20 protein-coding genes are annotated in these 19,067 nt (G+C 64.2%); 13 read left to right on the top strand and 7 right to left on the bottom strand.

Annotated features, from left to right (window positions below; all coding sequences use genetic code 11):
• Positions 1 to 26: 26 nt before the first annotated feature.
• Positions 27 to 1,682: an FAD-dependent oxidoreductase gene (locus tag OVY48_RS05430; RefSeq protein ID WP_037479709.1), complete on the top strand. Its 1,656-nt coding sequence runs from the start codon at positions 27 to 29 to the stop codon at positions 1,680 to 1,682.
• Positions 1,683 to 1,686: 4 nt separating this feature from the next.
• On the opposite strand, the gene OVY48_RS05425 is transcribed toward OVY48_RS05430, so the two are convergent.
• The 3 genes from OVY48_RS05425 to OVY48_RS05415 are packed head-to-tail and all read right to left on the bottom strand — an operon-like array spanning position 1,687 to position 4,847.
• The gene (locus OVY48_RS05425; RefSeq protein ID WP_037480504.1) at positions 1,687 to 2,760 is read right to left on the bottom strand and encodes an LLM class flavin-dependent oxidoreductase; all 1,074 of its coding nucleotides are present in this window, start codon (positions 2,758 to 2,760) and stop codon (positions 1,687 to 1,689) included.
• Positions 2,761 to 2,820: 60 nt separating this feature from the next.
• Entirely contained in the window at positions 2,821 to 3,894 is a 1,074-nt protein-coding gene (locus tag OVY48_RS05420) for an aromatic ring-hydroxylating dioxygenase subunit alpha (RefSeq protein WP_037479711.1), read from the bottom strand.
• Between the two features lie 14 nt (positions 3,895 to 3,908).
• On the bottom strand, positions 3,909 to 4,847 hold the full coding sequence (locus OVY48_RS05415; protein WP_037479713.1) for a Rieske 2Fe-2S domain-containing protein: 939 nt from the start codon (positions 4,845 to 4,847) through the stop codon (positions 3,909 to 3,911).
• Positions 4,848 to 4,925: 78 nt separating this feature from the next.
• Here OVY48_RS05415 and OVY48_RS05410 point away from each other — a divergent pair, with 78 nt between their 5' ends.
• The gene (locus OVY48_RS05410) at positions 4,926 to 5,579 is read left to right on the top strand and encodes a TetR/AcrR family transcriptional regulator (protein WP_235209595.1); all 654 of its coding nucleotides are present in this window, start codon (positions 4,926 to 4,928) and stop codon (positions 5,577 to 5,579) included.
• A 12-nt stretch (positions 5,580 to 5,591) separates the two neighbouring features.
• Here OVY48_RS05410 and OVY48_RS05405 read toward each other — a convergent pair whose 3' ends face one another.
• Complete coding sequence (locus tag OVY48_RS05405) at positions 5,592 to 5,909, bottom strand: 2Fe-2S iron-sulfur cluster-binding protein (RefSeq protein WP_037479717.1); 318 nt, start codon at positions 5,907 to 5,909, stop codon at positions 5,592 to 5,594.
• 90 nt (positions 5,910 to 5,999) lie between these two features.
• Positions 6,000 to 7,289 carry a sulfotransferase gene (locus OVY48_RS05400; RefSeq protein WP_313922017.1) on the bottom strand — a complete coding sequence of 430 codons (1,290 nt, stop codon included), beginning with the start codon at positions 7,287 to 7,289 and terminating at the stop codon, positions 6,000 to 6,002.
• 135 nt (positions 7,290 to 7,424) lie between these two features.
• On the opposite strand from OVY48_RS05400, the gene OVY48_RS05395 reads away from it, so the two are divergent.
• The 8 genes from OVY48_RS05395 (at position 7,425) to OVY48_RS05360 (ending at position 14,492) form a co-directional block, all read left to right on the top strand.
• Positions 7,425 to 8,288 carry an AraC family transcriptional regulator gene (locus OVY48_RS05395; protein WP_037479721.1) on the top strand — a complete coding sequence of 288 codons (864 nt, stop codon included), beginning with the start codon at positions 7,425 to 7,427 and terminating at the stop codon, positions 8,286 to 8,288.
• Positions 8,289 to 8,415: 127 nt separating this feature from the next.
• Complete coding sequence (locus OVY48_RS05390) at positions 8,416 to 9,201, top strand: SDR family NAD(P)-dependent oxidoreductase (protein ID WP_037479722.1); 786 nt, start codon at positions 8,416 to 8,418, stop codon at positions 9,199 to 9,201.
• A 64-nt stretch (positions 9,202 to 9,265) separates the two neighbouring features.
• Positions 9,266 to 9,784 (top strand): VOC family protein, encoded by a 519-nt coding sequence (locus OVY48_RS05385; protein ID WP_037479724.1) that lies wholly within the window; start codon positions 9,266 to 9,268, stop codon positions 9,782 to 9,784.
• Complete coding sequence (locus OVY48_RS05380) at positions 9,781 to 10,551, top strand: tyrosine-protein phosphatase (protein WP_037479726.1); 771 nt, start codon at positions 9,781 to 9,783, stop codon at positions 10,549 to 10,551. Before OVY48_RS05385 ends, OVY48_RS05380 begins: the two co-directional genes overlap by 4 nt.
• Position 10,552: 1 nt before the next feature.
• Entirely contained in the window at positions 10,553 to 11,746 is a 1,194-nt protein-coding gene (locus tag OVY48_RS05375; protein ID WP_037480506.1) for a DUF1214 domain-containing protein, read from the top strand.
• A 13-nt stretch (positions 11,747 to 11,759) separates the two neighbouring features.
• The gene (locus tag OVY48_RS05370) at positions 11,760 to 12,215 is read left to right on the top strand and encodes a nuclear transport factor 2 family protein (RefSeq protein WP_037479728.1); all 456 of its coding nucleotides are present in this window, start codon (positions 11,760 to 11,762) and stop codon (positions 12,213 to 12,215) included.
• Between the two features lie 60 nt (positions 12,216 to 12,275).
• Complete coding sequence (locus OVY48_RS05365; RefSeq protein WP_037479730.1) at positions 12,276 to 13,358, top strand: TIGR03857 family LLM class F420-dependent oxidoreductase; 1,083 nt, start codon at positions 12,276 to 12,278, stop codon at positions 13,356 to 13,358.
• Between the two features lie 3 nt (positions 13,359 to 13,361).
• Positions 13,362 to 14,492, top strand: coding sequence for a phosphotransferase family protein (locus tag OVY48_RS05360; protein ID WP_313922015.1), 1,131 nt, complete (start codon positions 13,362 to 13,364; stop codon positions 14,490 to 14,492).
• Positions 14,493 to 14,575: 83 nt separating this feature from the next.
• Here OVY48_RS05360 and OVY48_RS05355 read toward each other — a convergent pair whose 3' ends face one another.
• Positions 14,576 to 14,848: a hypothetical protein gene (locus tag OVY48_RS05355; RefSeq protein ID WP_037479734.1), complete on the bottom strand. Its 273-nt coding sequence runs from the start codon at positions 14,846 to 14,848 to the stop codon at positions 14,576 to 14,578.
• 148 nt (positions 14,849 to 14,996) lie between these two features.
• Between OVY48_RS05355 and OVY48_RS05350 the strand changes: the two genes are divergently transcribed.
• The 3 genes from OVY48_RS05350 to OVY48_RS05340 all read left to right on the top strand — a co-directional run bounded on the left by OVY48_RS05350 (position 14,997) and on the right by OVY48_RS05340 (position 17,690).
• On the top strand, positions 14,997 to 16,322 hold the full coding sequence (locus OVY48_RS05350; RefSeq protein ID WP_037479736.1) for a spinster family MFS transporter: 1,326 nt from the start codon (positions 14,997 to 14,999) through the stop codon (positions 16,320 to 16,322).
• A 118-nt stretch (positions 16,323 to 16,440) separates the two neighbouring features.
• Entirely contained in the window at positions 16,441 to 17,298 is an 858-nt protein-coding gene (locus OVY48_RS05345) for an NAD(P)-dependent oxidoreductase (RefSeq protein WP_272945524.1), read from the top strand.
• Positions 17,295 to 17,690 carry a hypothetical protein gene (locus tag OVY48_RS05340; protein ID WP_037479741.1) on the top strand — a complete coding sequence of 132 codons (396 nt, stop codon included), beginning with the start codon at positions 17,295 to 17,297 and terminating at the stop codon, positions 17,688 to 17,690. The genes OVY48_RS05345 and OVY48_RS05340 overlap by 4 nt, the downstream gene beginning before the upstream one ends.
• Positions 17,691 to 17,749: 59 nt before the next feature.
• Here OVY48_RS05340 and OVY48_RS05335 read toward each other — a convergent pair whose 3' ends face one another.
• Positions 17,750 to 19,054, bottom strand: a complete 1,305-nt coding sequence (locus OVY48_RS05335) for an MFS transporter (RefSeq protein WP_037479742.1) — start codon at positions 19,052 to 19,054, stop codon at positions 17,750 to 17,752.
• Positions 19,055 to 19,067: the final 13 nt, after the last annotated feature.

Below are 19,067 nucleotides of genomic sequence, written 5' to 3'. Positions count from 1 at the left end.
ACCCGCATAGTGAATCGGAGTAGATCATGACCCAATATGATGTGGTCGTCGTCGGATCGGGCGCGGCGGGCTTGACGGCGGCGCTGCGGGCCGCTGCGGCAGGCCTGTCGGTGCTGGTGCTGGAAAAGGCCGCGCATTTCGGCGGCACCACCGCTATATCGGGGGGCGGCATCTGGGTGCCGGGCAGTCCGCAGGCGCAGGCCGCCGGGGTCGATGACAGCGCCGCGGTCGCGCGCCAATATGTGCTGGACGTCATCGGGCCAAGCGCCGACCCGGCGCTGATCGACGCCTATCTTGACGCCGCGCCGGCCATGGTCGCCTGGCTGGAAAACAACAGCGCCGTCCGCTTCCTCCTCTCGCCGCCCAGCAGCGACTGGTATCCCGACATCGCCGGGTCCGCCGACCATGGCCGCCTGCTGTCGCCCCAGGAATATGACGGCAAGAAGCTCGGCGCGCATTTCGCCGACCTGCGCCCCGCGCGCGAGGAATTCAACGCACCCGGCGGCTTCATGATCGACCTGTTCGATCTGCCCTATTTGGCGGAGATGCCTTCGCCCAAATCCCTGTTCCACTTCGGCAAGCTTGCCGCGAAATTCGGCGCGGACAAGCTGCGCCGCTACCCGCGTGGCACCCGTCTGACGATGGGCAACGCCCTTGTCGCGCGGCTGCTGCGGTCCGCGCTCGACGCGGGCATAACCCTGCGCAAGTACGCGGCGGTCGATCGCCTGCTGGTCGCCGACGGCCGCGTGACCGGCGTGCGCGTGGGTGGCGAGGATATCGCCGCCAACGTCGGCGTGCTGCTGGCGGCGGGCGGCTTTTCCGCCAGCGAGCAATTGCGCAAAGCCTATATCCCTTATGCGGAGGACCATGTCTCTATCCTCCCCTACGAAAATACCGGCGACGGCATGAATATGGGTCTGGAGGCTGGCGCATCGCTGGACGGCGACAATCTGGTCAACGCCGTTTGGGCCGTGGTATCCACCATGACCCGGCCCGACGGCTATGTCGCCCGCTACGCGCATCTGATCGACATGTCGAAACCCGGCTGCATCGCCGTCAACGGGAAGGGCGAGCGGTTCGGCAACGAAGCGTCGGTGCATTTCGTTGAGGCGATGCACGCCACCGGTACGGTGCCCGCCCATATCATCGGCGACGCCCATTGCGTCAAGACCTACGGCATGGGCATGGTGCTGCCCGGCGGCGGCGGGCTGAAAAAGCTGATCGCGGCTGGCTATGTGATCGAAGCGCCGACTCTGCGGGCACTCGCCGACAAGATCGGCGTCGATGGCGACGGCCTGCTCGCGACCGTGGCCAAGATGAATCGTTACGCCGAAACCGGCAGAGACCCCGATTTCGGCAAGGGCGATACCCAGATCGACATCGAGATCGGCGACCCGAAGCACAAACCCAACCCCTGCCTCGGCCGCGTCGAAAAGGCGCCTTTCTACGCGATCAAGATCCATCCGGGCGACGGATCGACCACGGTGGGCTTGAAGATCGACGCGCATTGTCGGGTCATCGGCACCGGTGGTGCGCCGGTCGCGGGCCTCTATGCCGCGGGGCTGGACGCCAATTCCATCTGGCGCGGCAAGTCGCCCGCCCATGGCTGCAATGTTGGTCCGGCGATGGTGACGGGCTATATTGCGGGGCAGGCGATGGCGGAAGCGCTGGTGCCCGTCTGACCGTTCAGGCGGGTTCGCTGACCCCGGCCCGCGCCTTCGCGGTGGCGACCAGTGCGTACAGACCCGCATTATAGTCGGTCATCTGCGCCATCGTCAGGTGGCGATAGGGCGTCATCGGGCAGAGCGAATCCACCACGTCCCAGAAGGGCTCGATCTTCTCCAGCACCTCGTCCACCGGGCCGCAGGTCACGAACGCCTCTACCATATCATCGGACACATTGCCGATCACCTTGGCGATGTCGCCATGTTCGCCCAGGCTCAGTTGGCAGGCCCGCGCCTGGTCGCCAAAGCCGATCGCTTCGAAGAACGGCTCATATTCCTTATAGCCCGAATAGGCGGCCACCGTCGCGCGGCTGTCGTCGATCGCCTTCTGCTTGTCGTCGTTGACCGCGATCCAAGGCCAGGCGTTAATCTCTATGTCGCTGCGCGCGCGGCCATATTTGGCCAGCGTCGCTTCGATGAAGGGCAGCTTGCTGCGCGCATAGGCCGCCGACCAGAGCGCATGGACCATCAGCCCGTCGCCAACCTCCAGCGCCAGCGCGGTCATCTTGTCCTGCAACGCAGCGATCCAGATCGGGATTTCCACACGAACTGGCGGCGCCGTCAGCATCATCTCGCCAAAATCGGCGGTGAAGTACTCGCCCTCGATCGGGTCCAGCCCGGTATGCGCGTTGGCAATGACATAGCGGATCACCTTCACGCTCTCGCGCAAATGGGTCAGCAATTTGCGTTCCGGTTCGCCATACATGCCGGTGACACAACTCTTGATGCTGGACCCCAGCCCCAGCACGAAGCGCCCGCCCGAAATCCGGTCCACGTCCATCGCCGCATAGGCGGTTTCGACCGGGCTGCGCGTGCCCGCGATCGCGACGCCGGTGCCCACCTTCAGGCTGCTGGTCAGCGCAGCCGTCGCCGCCATCGGCACGAAGGGCGGGCCGTAAATCTGGAGCGAAAAGCAACCCTCGAAGCCGACCTGCTCCATCTTCTGGCCGATCCCGCCCATCATGGGGGCGGGCAGGGTCGGCATGACCCCCCACCAGCGGCGTTCGCCGCCGACGGCGTTGACGAGCTTTGGCATGAAGCATCCCGAAAAAACCGGGCGGACCATAGTGGTCCGCCCTTCAGGGGGAGGGGGAGATCAGAACTGGAACAGTTCCTTGCGCAGGCCGATGATGTCGCTGCAATCGGCGCTCACATTATCGCGATAGGCGAAGTCGCCCTTTGCCTGGCGATCGGCCAGTTCCATCATCGCCATGCGATAACGCTGCCCGGCCTGGTCGAACTTGCTGTGCAAATCCTTGCGGTCGGTATGGCGCATGTAACGCGGGCTTTGCGGGGAGGTCATATAGCTGTCCTGCCGCGACACCTTGTAGCCCGCCTTGGGCATGACATAGCTGAACATGCGCCCGGCATTGCTGGTGTTCATGACCATTTCCATCCGCGTACGATCCCGCGTTTCAGGGGTGCAGGGGTGGAACAGCGGCACGTCGTCGCCGGGGCTGAACCGGCCATAGGCGATCGCGCAATGCGACCGCAGATAGATGCGGATCACCTGCCGCACATTCTGGGTCGGCTGCTTGATGCCGCTGAAGAATTTCATCACGGGCGCGACCGATTTATTGACGCAGGTGCGGACCATGGTGACGGTCTCGCTGTCATAATAGGTCTCGATCGTCTCGCTGTCCGACCGTTCGTCGCCCACGACGTCGGCGTGCAGGAAATCGGCATGGGTCAGGTCGATCAGATTCTCGAGGCTGATCGGCGCGGCGCTTTCGAAGCGCACCGTCGCCGTCATGTGCCGGGGCAGGCCACCCTTGGGCGGCAGGAAGGGCAGGCTGGGCAAATGGCGCGGATCGGCCGCCAGCGGATTGCCCAGCCAGATCCAGACCACCCCATAATGTTCCATCACCGGATAGTGGCCACGTGCGTCGGTATAGTCGCTCTTGTCACGCACCACGCGCTCATTGGGGTGGAACTCGCTGGCCACGACCACGCCATTGTCGCGCCACAGGAAAATCGGGTTGGAATAGACGGCACGGCGCACCGGCTTGCCCGTCACCGAATAGTCGTGGGCGACCGGGAACCAGCTGTCGCGCATCACGATATTGTGCGGAACCCAGCGGTTGACGACATTCATGGCGATCGGGCTGCCACCGGATGGCGGCGCGCTATTGTCGTCATGGGATGCGGGGTGATCGGCGATGTCTAACATGGTCAAATCCTCCTTCAGGCCGCTACGGTCTGGTCGTGGGTGTCCTGCGGCGCGTCGAGCAGGGCGTTGCGCAAATCCTCGCCATGCAGCGATACGGTCGGCTTGGTGGTCCGCAGCTTCGATCCGTCGATGGACGACAGGACGGTCAGCGGATTGATCCCGCGCAGCATCGCGCCACGCAGCCCCGGCCGACGCACGCCCAGTTCCGCGCGCCAGCGCACGGCGGTCACGCCGCGCGCTGCAGGGACGGGGGACAGCACGGCATGGAGCAGGTCGTTGAAGGCGTCGTCGCGCAGCGTCAGACGCGTCTCGCCGGTCAGCGGATGGGTGCGGGTCAGCAGCGTCAGCGGAAATTCGGCGACGAAATGCGATGGCCAATGCAGCGGGTGCCATTGGCAACTGCGCTCCATCACCAGCATTTCGCCCTCTTCATGCAGTTCGGACATGATATAGGGGCTGAACCGCACGCCCCGGATCGCCAGGATCAGCGCGGGATCGTCATACAGGGCATCGAGATATTCCTGATGGCCGCAACTGACGTTGACCGTGCCGATATAGCCATATTTAGGGTCAGCGCTCAGTGGCGCCTCTGCCTTGGGGTTCAGGCAGACGCGCACGAAGCCGGCCTGTTCGCTGACGCCGAAGGCATTGGCCTTGTAAAGCGGCGGAAATTTCTGTTGATCCTTCATGTTTGGGATCTCTTTCAGCCGCCCCGTCTCGCCATCATAGCTCCAGCCATGATAGCCGCACTGGATCAGCCCGTTGTCGCGGATACAGCCCAGCGACAGCGGCGCGCGGCGGTGGGGACAGCGATCCTCCAGCGCGCGGGCAATGCCCTGATGGTCGCGCCACAGCACCACCGGCTGGTCGCCAATGTCCACCGACAGCGGCTTTTTGGACGTGACTTCCTCAGACCGGGCGACGGCCCACCAAAGATCGGTATCGAGACTCATAGCGGTTATCCTTACTCCTGCGATTAAATTGACGTATGACAATTTATATGTCAACGTCTTTTCACTATGGATCAGCAGATGCTCGATCGACCCCAGCGCGCCCGTGGCCGCCCCGCCCTCAATGCCGTCCAGGCCTTGGATGAGGACCAGTTGCTTGGGCTTGCCTTCGCGACCTTCGCCGAACGCGGCTATGAAGGGACGACGCTGCGCGACCTGTCCAAGCGGCTGGGCGTCAGCCATAATCTGCTCAACGTCCGCTTCGGGCGGAAGGAGGATTTGTGGGTCCGCGCAGTCGATTGGCGCATGGCGCAGGCATCGCCCTTCGTCGAAGCCGCGTTCGACGAACCCGCAGACGCCGAAGTCCGCCTGCGCCACCTGATCCAGCGCTTCTGCCTCTGGGCGACCCGCAATGGCGACATCGTCTCGCTCACCAATGTCGAAGGATGCCGCTCGACCTGGCGGCTCGACCATATCGTCGAACATTTCGTGCTGCCGTTCCAGCGGCGACTGGACGATCTGCTGGACGCGGTGCGGCGGCAACGGCCGGTGCACGATCTGTCCACCCCCGCGCTGATGGCATTGCTGGTACAGGGGGTGGGCTTCTACTTCTCCGCCGTGCCGATGCAACAGCGGCTGGGGGCAGGGGGCGAAGTCGATGACGCCCATGCCGCCGCGCAGGCCGACCGGCTGGCCGGTTTCCTGCTCGCCGCGCTGCTGCCGCCCGTCGCCTGACCCGCGCTGCCGTCAATCTTCGGGCGCGATCGTGACGGTCATGCCCGACAGGGCCTGCGTCAACATGATCTGGCACGACAGGCGCGAAAGGTCGTTGCGATGCGACGATCCGTCGAGCAGGTCGCTTTCATCGTCCGTGACCGGCGGCAGGCTCGCGGCGACCGCGGGGTCGACATAGACATGGCAGGTCGCGCACGAACAGCAGCCGCCACACAGCGCCAGCAATTCGTCGAAGCCGGCATCGCGGATGGCTTCCATCACAGAAATGTCGGCGGGCGCATCGATCGTCTTGCAGGTGCCGTCGCGGGTGATGACGTTCAGTTCGGGCATGATATTCCTCGTCTGGAATCGGAATGGTCGACCAGCTTTATGCACACGGACACGCCGCCCTGCCTGCCGGAAGACAGGGCGGGACGCGCTCTATTTCACTTCGATCGCAACCGGAAACCGATCGAAATAGAAGGTGAAGGGCCGCCGCAACTCTTCGGCGGTGACATGGAAATCGCGTTCCAGGTCATAGACGATCTTGCCCTTCGTCTGCTCGCCATGCTCGGCCAGATAGAGATGTAGGTCGGCCAGCACCTCATCGGTCAGGGGGATGTCGGCGATGCGGTAAATTTCCTTCAGGATCGGATCGGGATTTTTGATCCAATCGTGGAAATAGACGTCGATCGTCTGATTGGGCGGCAATATGTCGCGGTCCCGCACGCAGGCGCGCAACAGCCTCTCATAGCGGTCGGGCCAATAGCCCAGCGGCTCCTGTAAATCGACCCACTTGCGAAACATCCGCGCTGCGTAAGTATACATGGTCAGTTGCGACCGGATCGACCCCACCGGATCGCGATGGGTGATGACGAAGGTCGCGTCGGGGAAGATCTTATACAGCGCGGGCAATTGCTCCATATGCTGCGGGCATTTGATAACCCAGCGGTTGGGGCCGTTCAGGAATGTCAGTACCTGCAACGCCTTCTTCAGATAGGCATAGGTGCCCGACTGGTCATGGCTCAGATAATAGTCGCGCCAGCGCGGCACCATTGCCAGCCATTCGATCAGGTAGGAGGAGAAATCGGGCGCCTGCAACTCGATATCCTCACTGATATGGTCGGGCGAAAATTCATGCATGATCGCCATGTGCGGCAGGATAGACTCCATCATCCGCCACCCCTGTTCCGCCTTGGTCCAGCGCGGATTGGCGTCGTCGGGCGTCGGCGCCTCGTCGGGCGCGGGCACCGGCGCGATGGCCTCCCACCAGGGCAGCGACCGGAAACGGCGATCGGCCGACAACAGCCCCAGCAAATGCGTCGTGCCCGATCGCGGCAGGCCCGCGACGATGATCGGCCGCTCGATCGGGATGTCCACTATCTCCGGGTGGCGCTTGACGATATCCTCGATCCGCAACCGGGTCGCGGCATAGCGGATCATCATCTGGAACAGGGTGGCGCGGGCGACGGCGGACGCATTGGCATCCTCGTCGATCGCCTGGCACCACACCGCCAACCGTTCGCGAAAATCCGCCGCGCCGAAATCCGACAGGCCGGTCTGCGCCTGCGCCGCGCCCAATATGAACGCGGGCTGGAACACGATCTGGTCCGCCGCCGCCTCGGCCCCGGCCATCACCTGTTTCTGAACCTCAGTTAGCACCGGATGATGTAGATCGGTAATGTCGATGATGTTCCAGCGTGCGGCCACATCTTGCGTGGAACTGCCCATGTCGCTCTCCTGTTTTTGTTGGCGCATCTAATCGTGCCGACCCTGTCGCCGGCAAGGTGCGGGGCCATCGCCGCTGCGCCAATTGCTACGCCATCGCGCCAAAGGGTCAGGGAAAGGCCCAAGCGGAGAGGATGAATGGACGCTGCTTCCCAAGTCTATGACCTGCCCGTCACGTCCGCCATCGACTGCACAGTCAATGGGCGGATCGCGTTGCCGGGCTTGGTAATGGAACTGCACCATTACCGTTTTCGCGGGGCGCAGGCGGGCGTCTTCTCCTCGCCCCGCAGCTTTCTCGACCTGGCGTTGTCGCCCCGTCCCGGCCCACCCTGCGGCGGCTATGACACGCCCTGCAACGCACTGGGCGATATCCTCTTCATTCCGGCCGGCACGCCGCTGCACACCGCCTGGGGAGAGGGAGAACAGACGTCGATCTGCTGCGGCTTCGACGGCGCAGCGTTCGACGGCGAAGATATGGCCATGTCGGAGGCGGCCTTGCAGGCATCGCTCGACGTCCGCAGCCCGGCCGTACGCGACGGGCTGCGGCGCATCGCGGACGAGATCGCCGCGCCGGGCTTTTGTAGCGATATGCTGGCGCAGGCCCTGTGGGTGCAGGCCTGGGTCGATCTGCAACGCTATCTGCGCCTTTCGGTCAAGGAAGAGGGCGCACGCTCCGGGCTGTCCCGTGCGCAGGTCCGGCGGATCACCGATCGCATCGAACAACCCGGCAAGCCCCCGACCGTCGCCGATCTGGCAGCGGAGTGCGGCCTGTCCAACCGCCATTTCTTCCGCCAGTTCCGCGCCGCCACCGGTCAGACACTCACCCATTATGTTACAGATCGCAAGATCAATCGGGCCAGACAGTTGCTGCGCCAAGTGGGGCCCGCAATTAAGGTTGTTGCCTGGGAGTGTGGATTCGATAGCGCAGCGGCCTTTTCTTCTGCTTTTCGTAGAGCTACCGGGATCACCCCCCGACAGTTTCGGAAAACGATGCTACATTGAGAGCAAGGCGTTTTTGCGATGCCTTTGGCGTGACTGCGAAAGTCGGCATGCTTGTCGCCGAGTGATTTCCCCAACACTGTTACGCCAAAGCGCTGCCCCATGACGGGCGGCTATCAGGAGACACGCTATGCCGGAAAATCTGTTCGATCTTAGCGGCAAAGTGGCGCTGGTCACTGGTGCCAATTCGGGACTGGGGTTCGGCTATGCCAGGGGGCTGGCCCGTGCAGGAAGCGACATCATCCTGTGGGGTCGTCGCTCGGATCGAAATGAAGAGGCAACGCATGCGTTGCGTCAATATGGGGTCCGAGTGTTTGCCGACAGCGTCGATGTGGCCAGCGAACCAGCAATCGTAGCTGGTTTTGCTCGTGCGCTCGACGCGATGGGCCGGGTCGATACATTGGTCGCCAATGCGGGTATCGCCACCCAGGTTGCCTTCACCGACATGGATGTAGGAACATACCGCAAACTGATCGACGTCAATCTCGATGGCGCAGTCTTTGCGCTGCGGGAAACCGCTCGGCATATGAAGGCAAGGGCTGAGGCCGGCGATCCGGGCGGGTCACTCATCATCTGCGGCAGCGGGTCTATCTTTCAGGGCGTACCTACCATGGCCCATTACGGCATCGCCAAGGGCGCCCTTAATTCTCTGGCCAAGGCGCTAGCCGCCGAACTGGGTCCGATCGGAGTGCGCTGCAACGTCATCGCGCCGGGCTTCATCGAAACCGACATGACCTTTGCCGACCCCGCCATCGGCCAGATGCTCGCTGACATGGTCGCGGCCAAAGCACCACTGGGCCGCGCGGGCAAGCCCGCCGATCTGGAAGGCGCTGTCGTCTATCTCGCCAGCGACATGGCCGCCTATCATACGGGCGACACGCTGGTCATCGACGGTGGCAAGCTGTTCGCCAACTGACCGTCCGGCAGGTGCCAGGCCAGCCGCGATGCGGCTGATCGGGCACGCCTTATAGGAGAAGCGCATGTTCGCCCGGCCCAACAGCCATCATAGCCAGATCGCCTATGTGACCAACGATCTGGCCGCCGCCATGGCCCGGCTGACCGCCGAATACGGCACGCCGGGCTTTTTCGAAATGTCGAACATCCAGCCGGGCGAAAACTCGGCGGGCAAGCCGGTGCTCAAGATCGCGCTGGCGCTGGTCGGCGGGGTCGAGGTCGAACTGATCGAACCGATTGGCGACACCGCGCCACTGTTTAGCGACGTCCTGCCCGGCGGCGACGATCTGGCCATCCGCTTCCACCATATCGCTGCCCGCATCGACGGTCCGCTCTCCAACTGGGACGCGCATGTCGCCTCGCTCGACCTAACTACGCATCCGGTCGCGTTCGACGGGGCGATCGGCGACATGCTGCGCTACATCTACACCGACGAGCGCGCCACGCTGGGCCATTATGTCGAACATGTCTGGATGTCGCCGGACCTGCTGGCCCAGATGCGCGGCATCGTGCCTGCCTACCCTCCACTGGAAAGTCCGTCATGACCCTTGCCCTGTCCCGCCTCAACTTCCGCGATATCGGCGGACTGCCGACCCGCGATGGCCGGCAGGTGCGACCCGGCATCCTGTACCGATCCGAAGGCCCGGCCAGTTTCCTTGCAGACCATCATGCCGAACTGGCCGAACTGGGCTTTCGCACCGTCGCCGACCTCCGCTCGGACATGGAGCGCGAAAAGGCGCCCCATGACTGGTGCGGGGCCGATTGCCGCATCCTTGATCTCGACATGAACACCGACCTGCGCGCGCAGGGCGAAGATATGTGGATGACGCTAGGCCGCGACCCGACACAGGCGCGCGCCATCGCCGTGATGACTCATAATTATGGCCTGATGCCCCAGGCGTTCCTGCCCCATGTCGGGCCGATGGTCGACGCGCTGCTGGCGGGCGACACGCCGATGCTGGTCCACTGCACGGCGGGTAAGGACCGGACCGGCGTGGTGGTCGCCCTGATCCTCGACCTGCTGGGCGTCCCGCGCGATGCGATCGCCGAAGATTATCGCAAGTCCGACGTGTTCGGCCAGAATTTGGTGATGTCGGGCCATCTGAAGGGCGATCTGCAAAAGACGTTCGGCTTTGTTCCGCCTGACGACATGGTCGCGGTGCTGATCGGCGTCCATGCCGATTTCCTGAACCGCGCGCTTGATGTCGTGGCGTCGCAATGGGGCGGGATCGACGGCTATTTTCAGGCGGCGGGTGTGGATGCCGATCGGCGCGACGCGCTGCGGCAAACTCTCGTTACTGGCGGAGAATGAGATGACGGACACTGCGATCTACGAATGGGAACAGTTGCTCGACCAACTGCGCCCGCTGGGCCAGCAAATGCGCGATCGCATCCCGGCGCGGCTGCATGAAGACCCGCAGGTGATGCAGGAGGCCATGCGCCTGCTGCTCTCCGGCGTCCTGCGCACCACCAACGACGCGATCATGCATGACCGCAGCCATCCGATCTTCGTGCCCGAACTCAATATCTGCCAGAATATCTTTCAGCCCAATGCAGACACCATCTACAAGGCGGCGTTGATCGAAAAGGGCGGCACCTATCGCATCCGGGGCGATCGCGGCACGACCCGGATGATGATCCTGGCGCAGCTTGGCCCCGACACCCTGCGCACCGGCCAGCATCATCCTGCACAGGACGCCAATGATTTCGACGATCTAGCCGTCGGCCCGGACGGCGCGTTCGACGTCATCCTCTCGCCGACCCGGCCGGAGGGCCACAGCGGCGACTGGTGGGAATTGAAACCGGACACCGAAAAGCTGATGGTCCGCATCGTCGGTTGCGACTGGGGCGTGGAGCGTGAACCGCGCCTAGGCGTCGTCCGGCTGGATGCGGACAAAGCGGCCAAGGGGCGCCCGACGCTGGCGCAACTGGCGCATCGCTTTGCCGAAATACCGAAAACCGCGGCGGTCTGCGCCCTGGCCTTCCCCGATAAGGTGCAGAAGCTGCGCGACGAAGGCCTCATCAACACGCTGAAAGTCGTGGACTTCTCGCAGATGACCGGCCTTGCCCGCCAATCCTATTATGAGGGCGTCTATGATCTGGGCGATGACGAAGCGCTGATTACCGCAGTAGCGATCCCGGCCGACGTCGCCTATTGGTCGCTCATCCTGACCAATGACCTCTATGAAACGACCGACTGGTATCACAACCAGTCGAGCCTGAACGATGCGCAGGCTGTGATCGATGGTGACGGCGTGTTCCGCGCGGTCATTTCTGCGCGCGATCCGGGCGTCCATAACTGGCTCGATACGGCGGGCTATGCGAGCGGCGCTGTCCAGGGCCGCTGGTTCAACAGCGAAGCCCGGCCCACGCCGACAATGCGCAAAGTGAAGCTGGCCGACGTCCGCAGCCATCTGCCCCCCGACACGGTGCTGGTAACGCCGGAAGCGCGCGACGCCGCGATCCGTGAGCGCACATTGCGCGCCCATATGCGCGTCATCTGGTGAGGTCGATATTATCATGAGCGATGCACTGGCCATGCTGCTAGATTATGAGGCGATCCGTCAGGTGAAGGCGCGCTATTGCCGCCTGCTCGATGCCAAGGATTGGGACGGCTTCATCGCCCTGTTCACGCCCGACGCAGTGATGGACGTGCAGGAAGATACCGGAAACCCGCCGATCACCGGCCATGCCGCGATTCTGGAGCAGGTCCGCTCCGCCGTCATCGACGCGCAGACCGCGCATCAGGTCCATTCGTCCGAAATCGCCCTGCGAGGCGATAGCGCCGATGTCGTCACCGCCATGCAGGACCGGGTGGTCTGGGCGCCCGGCACATGCCCGATCCCCGGCGGCGCATCGATCACCGGCTTTGGCCACTACACCGAACGCTATGTGCGCGTGGACGGTGGATGGAAGATCGCGTTCCTCAAACTCACCCGCCTCACTGTCGAAGTGCATCCCGCGCCTGTCCTTTGACAGGTTGCGAAGCGTCGCTCGCGCGGCAATCCTGTCTCTATAGATTTGAGAGGACAGGATATGACGGCAGCAATGGAACCCGGCGCGCAGGCGCTGTTCGACAAGTTCGGCACCTATATCCTGCCTGGACGGGTCAGCGATCCGCGCCGGGGTATCGAGGAAGCGCAGGAGGCTGAGCGTATCGGCCTTGGCTGCGTGTGGATTTCTGAACGCTATGCGCTGAAGGAACCCGCCGTCCTTGCGGGCGCGGTGTCGCAGGCAACGTCGAAGATCCGCATCACCGGCACCATGTACGCGACGATGCGCCACCCCCTCGTCACCGCCAGCGTCGCGGACCTGATGCAGGCGTTGAGTGGCGACCGTTTCCGCCTGATGTTCGCGCGCGCCGTCCCGGCTTACATGAAGATGCTGGGATCGCCGCCGATCACGATGGAGCGGCTGGCCGACCTGATTTCCATCTGCCGCCGCCTCTGGGCGGGGGAAAAGGTCGATTATGAAGGCGTGCTGGGAAAATTCCCCGCGATCAGCCTGACCGATCGTCATGGCGGCACCCCGCCGCCGATCATCTTCACCGCCATCGGCCCCAAAAGCCTGGAATTTGCCGGCGAACATTGCGACGGCGTGCTGCTGCATCCCTTCGTGTCGGCGCAAGGGGTGAAGAACAGCACGAAGATCGTGCGCGACGCCGCCGAAAAGGCCGGGCGTGATCCCATGGCGGTCCGCATCTACCACAATATCATCGTTGCCCCCGACCTGCCCAAGGATGAGGAGGAAGCCGTGGTCGGCGGTCGAGCCATCACCTATTTCGAACTGCCCGGTTTCGGCGACCTGATCGTCGATATCAACGGCTGGGACAAGTGCGTGCTGGACCAGATCCGCGCCCATCCCAAGATCGCCAGCCTGAACGGCAAGCCGGCCGACCAGGCCTATACCAGGCAGGAACTGGTCGATGTCAGCAAGCTGATGCCGCAACATTGGCTCGACGAAGGCGCGGCCGTCGGCACCGCCGCGCAATGTGCCGATCAGTTGATGGACTTTCTGGATGCGGGGGCGGACGAAATCCTGCTCCACGGCGCCTCGCCCAAGGATATGGGGCCGCTGACCACCGAACTGAAGCGCGCGCTGGCGGCAAAGGGCCTGTAGGCGATGGACTATCTGACGCCCGACCGCATCACCACCCAGTTGCAATTTTGGCTGGCCAGCGAAAAGCCCGACTGGCGCGATATCGTCGTCCGTCCGCTCGACGTGACGCTGGGCGCTGGCTTTTCGGCGGACATTTTCTTCGTTGACGTCGATTATGCCGATCCGGTAGGGTCACAGAATCAGACGTTGGTCGTGCGTCGCCAGCCGATGGACCTGGAAGTCGTGTTCGGCAGCAGCCTGGGGCTACAGGGCAAGATGATGGCGGCGCTCTACGCGCGCGGAGACGTGCCCGTGCCGCCATGGATCGGTATGCATCTCGATCCCGACATATTGGGCTTGCCCTTCCTGGTCATGGGCAAGGTAGAGGGCGAATGCGCAAAGCAGAAACCCAATTATAATCTTGACGGCTGGCTGGTCGACATGACCCCCGACCAGCGCCGCGCCAGCTTCACCAACGCCATCGCCGCCTTTGCCACCCTGGCGACGATCGATTGGCGCGACGGGTTCGAATTTCTCGCCCAGCCTGAAAATGGCGCGCCAGGCCTCGACCAATATGTCGGCGCGCTCGAAGCTTGGCACCGGGCGGCGGGACAGGGTCGGCCGATGCCGATCGTCGATACCGCCATGGCCTATGTCCGCGCGAACATGCCTGCCGACGCGGGCGTCAACGTGCTGTGGGGCGACCCAACGCCGTCCAACGTCATGTTCGCGCCCGACGGCAGCGTCAACGCGCTGATCGACTGGGAACTCGCCGCACTGGGACCCGCGGAGCTGGACCTGGCCTGGTGGCTCTATTTCGACGACCTGTTCGGCCGCCGTTTCGGCGTCACCCGGTTGGAGGGGCTGCCAAGCCGCGACGAGACGATCGCCATCTGGGAAGCAGCATCCGGGCAAAAGGCCCAGCATCTCGATTATTACGACATCGTCGCCGCGCTGCGCATGGCGCTGGTCGCGGTCGGCGCGTTCGACCGGCAGGTCGGCATCGGCAATATTCCTGCCACCAACCGGTCGCTGCAGGATAATTTCATGACGCTCTATCTGGCCGAAAAATTGGGTCTGCCTATTCCAGAGCTTGGCCCGGACTTCGCCGCCTTCATGCAAAATCTCGTGCCGCTCGAAGACAAGGCGGCCTGACGCGCGTTCCGCGTGGCCGCCATGCCTGCCCATAAGCCGGGGGGCGGGGGCCATGGCCTGCCGCCCCCCTCCGCCACAGAGGTTCAGAGCTTCTTGAGGTCGGCGTTCGACAGGCTGGTGGTGACGCCCTTGTCGCTCGCGGTCAGCGTGGCGGCGGGAATGGTGATGAACTTGCCGCGATAGATGATGCGCACGGCGGCTACCGCGCCGTCATCGCCCGTCACCACCTTTTCGACCTTGCCGATCTTGGTGCCCTCGGCGGAAAAGATTGCTTCGTTACGGTCGATCGCGGGGGCCTGGGCCAGTGCAGGCGTCGCCAAGCCCAGCGCCGCGATCGCGATGATGATCGTCTTCATATGCAAAATTCCTTCTGTCGATAATGCCGATCTGTTGCCGCAGCGGCCAGATGGTTTCAAGAGGAAACTGATACACATAGAAAAGAATCTGTTCTATGTGTATCGTGCTACCGGCGCAAAGCCGGGAAGAGGCTGAAAGGGGATGAGGATGGGGAAGACAGGTTTTGGCGCGCGTGACCGCTGGTTCCTGTTGCTGCTGGGCGCGATCTACATGTTCAACTTCATCGATCGCACCATCATCGCGGTGGTGGGCGAAGCGATTCGCCACGACCTGCAACTCAGCGACCTTCAACTCGGGATGCTCGGCGGCCTCGCCTTCTCGCTCTTCTACGCCGCGCTCGGCATCCCGCTTGCGCGGCTGGCCGAACGCTATAGCCGGGTCCGCATCATCGCCGCTGTGACCGTGCTCTGGTCGTTCATGACCGCGCTGTCGGGCGCGGCGGGCAGCTATCTCCAACTGCTGCTCTGCCGCATGGGCGTGGGCGTGGGGGAGGCAGGCTTCACCCCCGCGCTGGTGTCGATGATCTCCGACCGGTTCGATCCGCCGCGCCGCGCTGTCGTCTTTTCCCTCATTGCGCTTGGCGTGCCCTTGGGCGGCGCCATCGCCGCGATCGGCGGCGGCGCCATTGCCCAGCATTTCGGCTGGCGGCTGGCCCTGCTGGCGGTCGGCGCGCCGGGGTTGCTGCTGGCGCTCTTGCTGTTCCTGACCATCCCAGAACCCGTCCGCACCGATGCGGGCGACCGGGCGGACACGCCCCCCTTCGGCGCGGTGCTGCGGCGGCTGGGGCGATCGCCTGCCTTCCTGCACCTGACCTTTGGCAGCGGCTTTGTCGGCATGGTCGGGTTCGGCACCAACCTGTTCCTCATTCCCCTGCTGGTGCGCCGCTACGACCTGCCCCTGGCGCAGGCGGGCATGGTCTTCGCGCTTTCCTTCAGCCTGGCGACGATGGTGGGGCAGGTCAGCGGCGGCTATCTGATCGGCGGCCTGATCCGGCGCGACATGCGCTGGGGCGGCTGGGCGCCCGCCATCGCGGTGGGGCTGGCGCTGCCGCTCTATCTTCTGGCTATCCAACAGAGCGACTGGCGCTGGCTAGTGGGCTTCCTGTTCCTGGCCACCACATTGCTTTACGCCTTCCTTCCCGCGATCATGACGATCACCCAGTCGCTGGTCGAACCACGGATGCGCGCCTCGGCCGCCGCGCTGCACAGTTTTGGCCAGACGGTTGCGGGCCTGGGCCTGGGGTCGGTGGTGCTGGGCTATCTCAGCGACCGACTCGCCGCTTTCCTCTATGTAGGCGATTATGCCGCCGACTGCCTGGCATCGGCCTCCGCGCGGCCCACACCCGCCTGTCTTGCCGCCTCGGCGGACGGCCTGCAACTGAGTATGCAGGTCGCCGCATCGGTCCTGGTGCTGGCGGTGGTCCACTATATGCTGGCCGCCAAAAATCTGCCGCGAGAGGCAAATGCGTCGTGACCGCCCGCAAAGCTGTCGATGTTCGGCCACGCCGCGATGATCGGGATGACGCGGGGGCCATGGCTATGCCACGCTGTCGCCATTGTGACCACAGGACCGCGAACAGGCGGCGGAAAGGATGTTGAGGATGGGAAACGCAGGCGTAATTGGATTGGGGCAGATCGGGGCGGGGGTGGCCATCTGTTTGGCGCGCAGCGGCCAGTTGGCGGCGGTCTATGACGTTCGCGCGGACGCGGCGGATACGCTGGACGGCGTGCCGCCAGTGGTGGCCAGCCCGGCCGAACTGGCGCGGCAGGCTGATGTCGTCATCATCGCCGTGGTCAATGCCAAGCAGACGATCGACGTCCTGTCCGGCCCGGACGGCGTGCTGTCGCAGGCGAGACCGGGCATGAGCATCGTGCTGGTCGCCACCGTCTCGATCGAGGATCTTGACGCGATCCGGGCGCTGACCGACGCGGCCGGCGTCGATCTGATCGACAGCGGCGTGACCGGCGGTCCCAAGTCGCGCGAAAACGGCCTGGTCTGCCTGGTCGGCGGCTCGGCCGAGGGCGTCGCACGGGTGCGCCCGGTGCTGGACGGCTTTGCCAAGCTGGTCGCGCATATGGGCGGTCCCGGCGCTGGCATGGCGGCAAAGATCGCGCGCAACGTCATCGTCTTCGGCGGCCTGCGCGCAGGCTATGAGGCGGCGGTCCTTTGCCGCAACGCCGGTGTCGACGTCCGCCAGCTGAGCGACGTGATCGAGGCCAGCTCCGACAGCGTGGGCGGCCCGTTGATGCTGGCCATACGCGACGATCCGGCATCGGGCGATCAGGAGGCGGCGATCCGCGAATATACCCGCGCGCTGATGATAAAGGATCTGGACGCCGCGATCGATCTGGCGCGCAGCTACGGCATTACGCTGCCGCTGGTCGAATTGGCGCGCCGGACGGACCAGGCCGTCGTTGGCCTAGCTGATGTGATGGGAGAGAAAGCATGAGCATCGACGAAGCCCAGTGGCAAAAGGGTCTGGAAGTTTTCGACAAGGTCTATGGGCCGGGCACGTCGGCGATGACGCTGCCGTTCCGCGACTCGTCCTTCAACCAGGAAATCGTCGGCAATCAATTTGCTAATCTGTGGGGTAGCGACATCTTCTCGATGCGCGAAAAGCGCCTGCTAGTGTTGGGGGCCACGGCAATGCTGGGGCGGCCCGACCTGGTCGAAATCCAGATGAACGGCGCCCTGACCAACGATGAATTCACGGATGAGGAACTGGATTTCCTGCCCCTGTTCCTCCTCTTCTACGCCGGTGCTGGCAATACGACGGCCGTGTTCCGTGGGATAGAAGCGGCCAAGGCCCGCCGCAAGGAACGCGCCGCAGCTGCGGAATGAACGAACGATCCTGAAGCAAAAGGGGCGGCCCGGTCATAATCGACCGGGCCGCCCCTTTTTCATGTCACGTCCTGCACCGCCGCCCGCCGTATCGCGCGCGACGCCATCAGCAACATTAACCCACCGGCAAAGGTGAACAGCATCGCGATGCCGATGCCCCAGGCGATGCCCTCATTCCCGCCCACATAATCGCTGACCGCACCGATCAGATAGGTGCCGGCCCCCACGCCGATCAGGTTTGCGCCTAGTTGCACCATCGACACCGCCAGACCGCGCAGCCGCGGCCCCGCGATCGTGACGATCACGGCATAGATCGGCCCGTTATAGGATGCGCTCAAAAAGCCGCAGGCCATCAGCAGCACCAGCATCGGTTGCAGGTCATGCACCAGCATCGTGCCGATCCCGGTGATGGCGGTCAGCAGCGGGATGATCGCCCCGAACAGCGCGGTCCGCGCAGGGTCGAACCCGCCACGCCGCCGATTGATCGCATCGATCACCCAGCCCGCCAGGAAACCGCCCAGCGACCCCAGCCCGCCATAGGCGATGGCGATGATCATCCCCGCCCGGCCGATCGGCATGGCATGGACGCGGATCAGGAAGGTCGTGAGCCATGTGCTCATCCCGTAAATCCCCGCCGCGATCAGTACGATAGCGCCGATGCAGTAGAGCAGCCCCGGTCGCGCCGCGAGCAGGCCGATACGCTGGATCAGGCCCCCGCGCTCGCTATGCTGCGGCTTGGCCGGGCCGTCCAGCCCGCCGCGCCGCGGCTCGCGGACTGTCAGCAGCAGGATCGGCGCCAGCAGCAGCCCCGGCACGCCGGCCGCGACGAAGGCCCATCGCCATCCCGCGCTCTGAACGATCGCGCCGCCCACCAGGAAGGCGATGGCCAGGCCAATGCCCGAACTTAGATACCAGATGCCGATCGCGGTCGCACGGCGATCCTCGCCGAAATAATCGCTCAGCAGCGACATGCCGGTGGGGGAACCACCCGCCTCCGCCGTGCCCACAGCCGCGCGGCCGATCACCAGCGTCCAGAAGCCGGTGGCCAGCCCGCATAGAGCGGTCGCCCCGCTCCACAACGTCAGCGCGGCGGCCATCAGGTTGCGCCGGTTCCAGCTATCGACCGCAATGCCGAAGGGCAGGGCGGCCAGCGCGAAGAAGATGCCATAGGCAAAGCCCGCCAATATCCCCAGCTGCCCGTCCGACAACGCGAATTCCCGCCCGACCGGCGCCAGCACCAGGCCGATGACGGCGCGATCGATGCCGTGGCAGGTCTGCGCCAGCGTCAATATCCCCAGCACATACCAGGGGTAGCGACCTATATCTGGGCGGGCGTCGGGGCGCGCATCGCCGGGCGCTCTCATGGCGCGGCCCTTC

The organism is Sphingobium sp. SA2, from assembly GCF_032227065.1.
Classification (GTDB): domain Bacteria; phylum Pseudomonadota; class Alphaproteobacteria; order Sphingomonadales; family Sphingomonadaceae; genus Sphingobium.
This window is presented reverse-complemented; position numbering and strand designations above follow the sequence as displayed.

Coding starts and splice junctions, on each gene's coding strand:
- OVY48_RS05345 (WP_272945524.1), top strand. CDS start 16,441: ATGTTGAGGATGGGAAACGCAGGCGTAATTGGATTGGGGCAGATCGGG.
- OVY48_RS05335 (WP_037479742.1), bottom strand. CDS start 19,054: ATGAGAGCGCCCGGCGATGCGCGCCCCGACGCCCGCCCAGATATAGGT.
- OVY48_RS05375 (WP_037480506.1), top strand. CDS start 10,553: ATGACGGACACTGCGATCTACGAATGGGAACAGTTGCTCGACCAACTG.
- OVY48_RS05410 (WP_235209595.1), top strand. CDS start 4,926: ATGCTCGATCGACCCCAGCGCGCCCGTGGCCGCCCCGCCCTCAATGCC.
- OVY48_RS05420 (WP_037479711.1), bottom strand. CDS start 3,894: ATGTTAGACATCGCCGATCACCCCGCATCCCATGACGACAATAGCGCG.
- OVY48_RS05430 (WP_037479709.1), top strand. CDS start 27: ATGACCCAATATGATGTGGTCGTCGTCGGATCGGGCGCGGCGGGCTTG.
- OVY48_RS05405 (WP_037479717.1), bottom strand. CDS start 5,909: ATGCCCGAACTGAACGTCATCACCCGCGACGGCACCTGCAAGACGATC.
- OVY48_RS05400 (WP_313922017.1), bottom strand. CDS start 7,289: ATGGGCAGTTCCACGCAAGATGTGGCCGCACGCTGGAACATCATCGAC.
- OVY48_RS05365 (WP_037479730.1), top strand. CDS start 12,276: ATGACGGCAGCAATGGAACCCGGCGCGCAGGCGCTGTTCGACAAGTTC.
- OVY48_RS05360 (WP_313922015.1), top strand. CDS start 13,362: ATGGACTATCTGACGCCCGACCGCATCACCACCCAGTTGCAATTTTGG.
- OVY48_RS05370 (WP_037479728.1), top strand. CDS start 11,760: ATGAGCGATGCACTGGCCATGCTGCTAGATTATGAGGCGATCCGTCAG.
- OVY48_RS05395 (WP_037479721.1), top strand. CDS start 7,425: ATGGACGCTGCTTCCCAAGTCTATGACCTGCCCGTCACGTCCGCCATC.
- OVY48_RS05385 (WP_037479724.1), top strand. CDS start 9,266: ATGTTCGCCCGGCCCAACAGCCATCATAGCCAGATCGCCTATGTGACC.
- OVY48_RS05355 (WP_037479734.1), bottom strand. CDS start 14,848: ATGAAGACGATCATCATCGCGATCGCGGCGCTGGGCTTGGCGACGCCT.
- OVY48_RS05380 (WP_037479726.1), top strand. CDS start 9,781: ATGACCCTTGCCCTGTCCCGCCTCAACTTCCGCGATATCGGCGGACTG.
- OVY48_RS05350 (WP_037479736.1), top strand. CDS start 14,997: ATGGGGAAGACAGGTTTTGGCGCGCGTGACCGCTGGTTCCTGTTGCTG.
- OVY48_RS05390 (WP_037479722.1), top strand. CDS start 8,416: ATGCCGGAAAATCTGTTCGATCTTAGCGGCAAAGTGGCGCTGGTCACT.
- OVY48_RS05425 (WP_037480504.1), bottom strand. CDS start 2,760: ATGCCAAAGCTCGTCAACGCCGTCGGCGGCGAACGCCGCTGGTGGGGG.
- OVY48_RS05340 (WP_037479741.1), top strand. CDS start 17,295: ATGAGCATCGACGAAGCCCAGTGGCAAAAGGGTCTGGAAGTTTTCGAC.
- OVY48_RS05415 (WP_037479713.1), bottom strand. CDS start 4,847: ATGAGTCTCGATACCGATCTTTGGTGGGCCGTCGCCCGGTCTGAGGAA.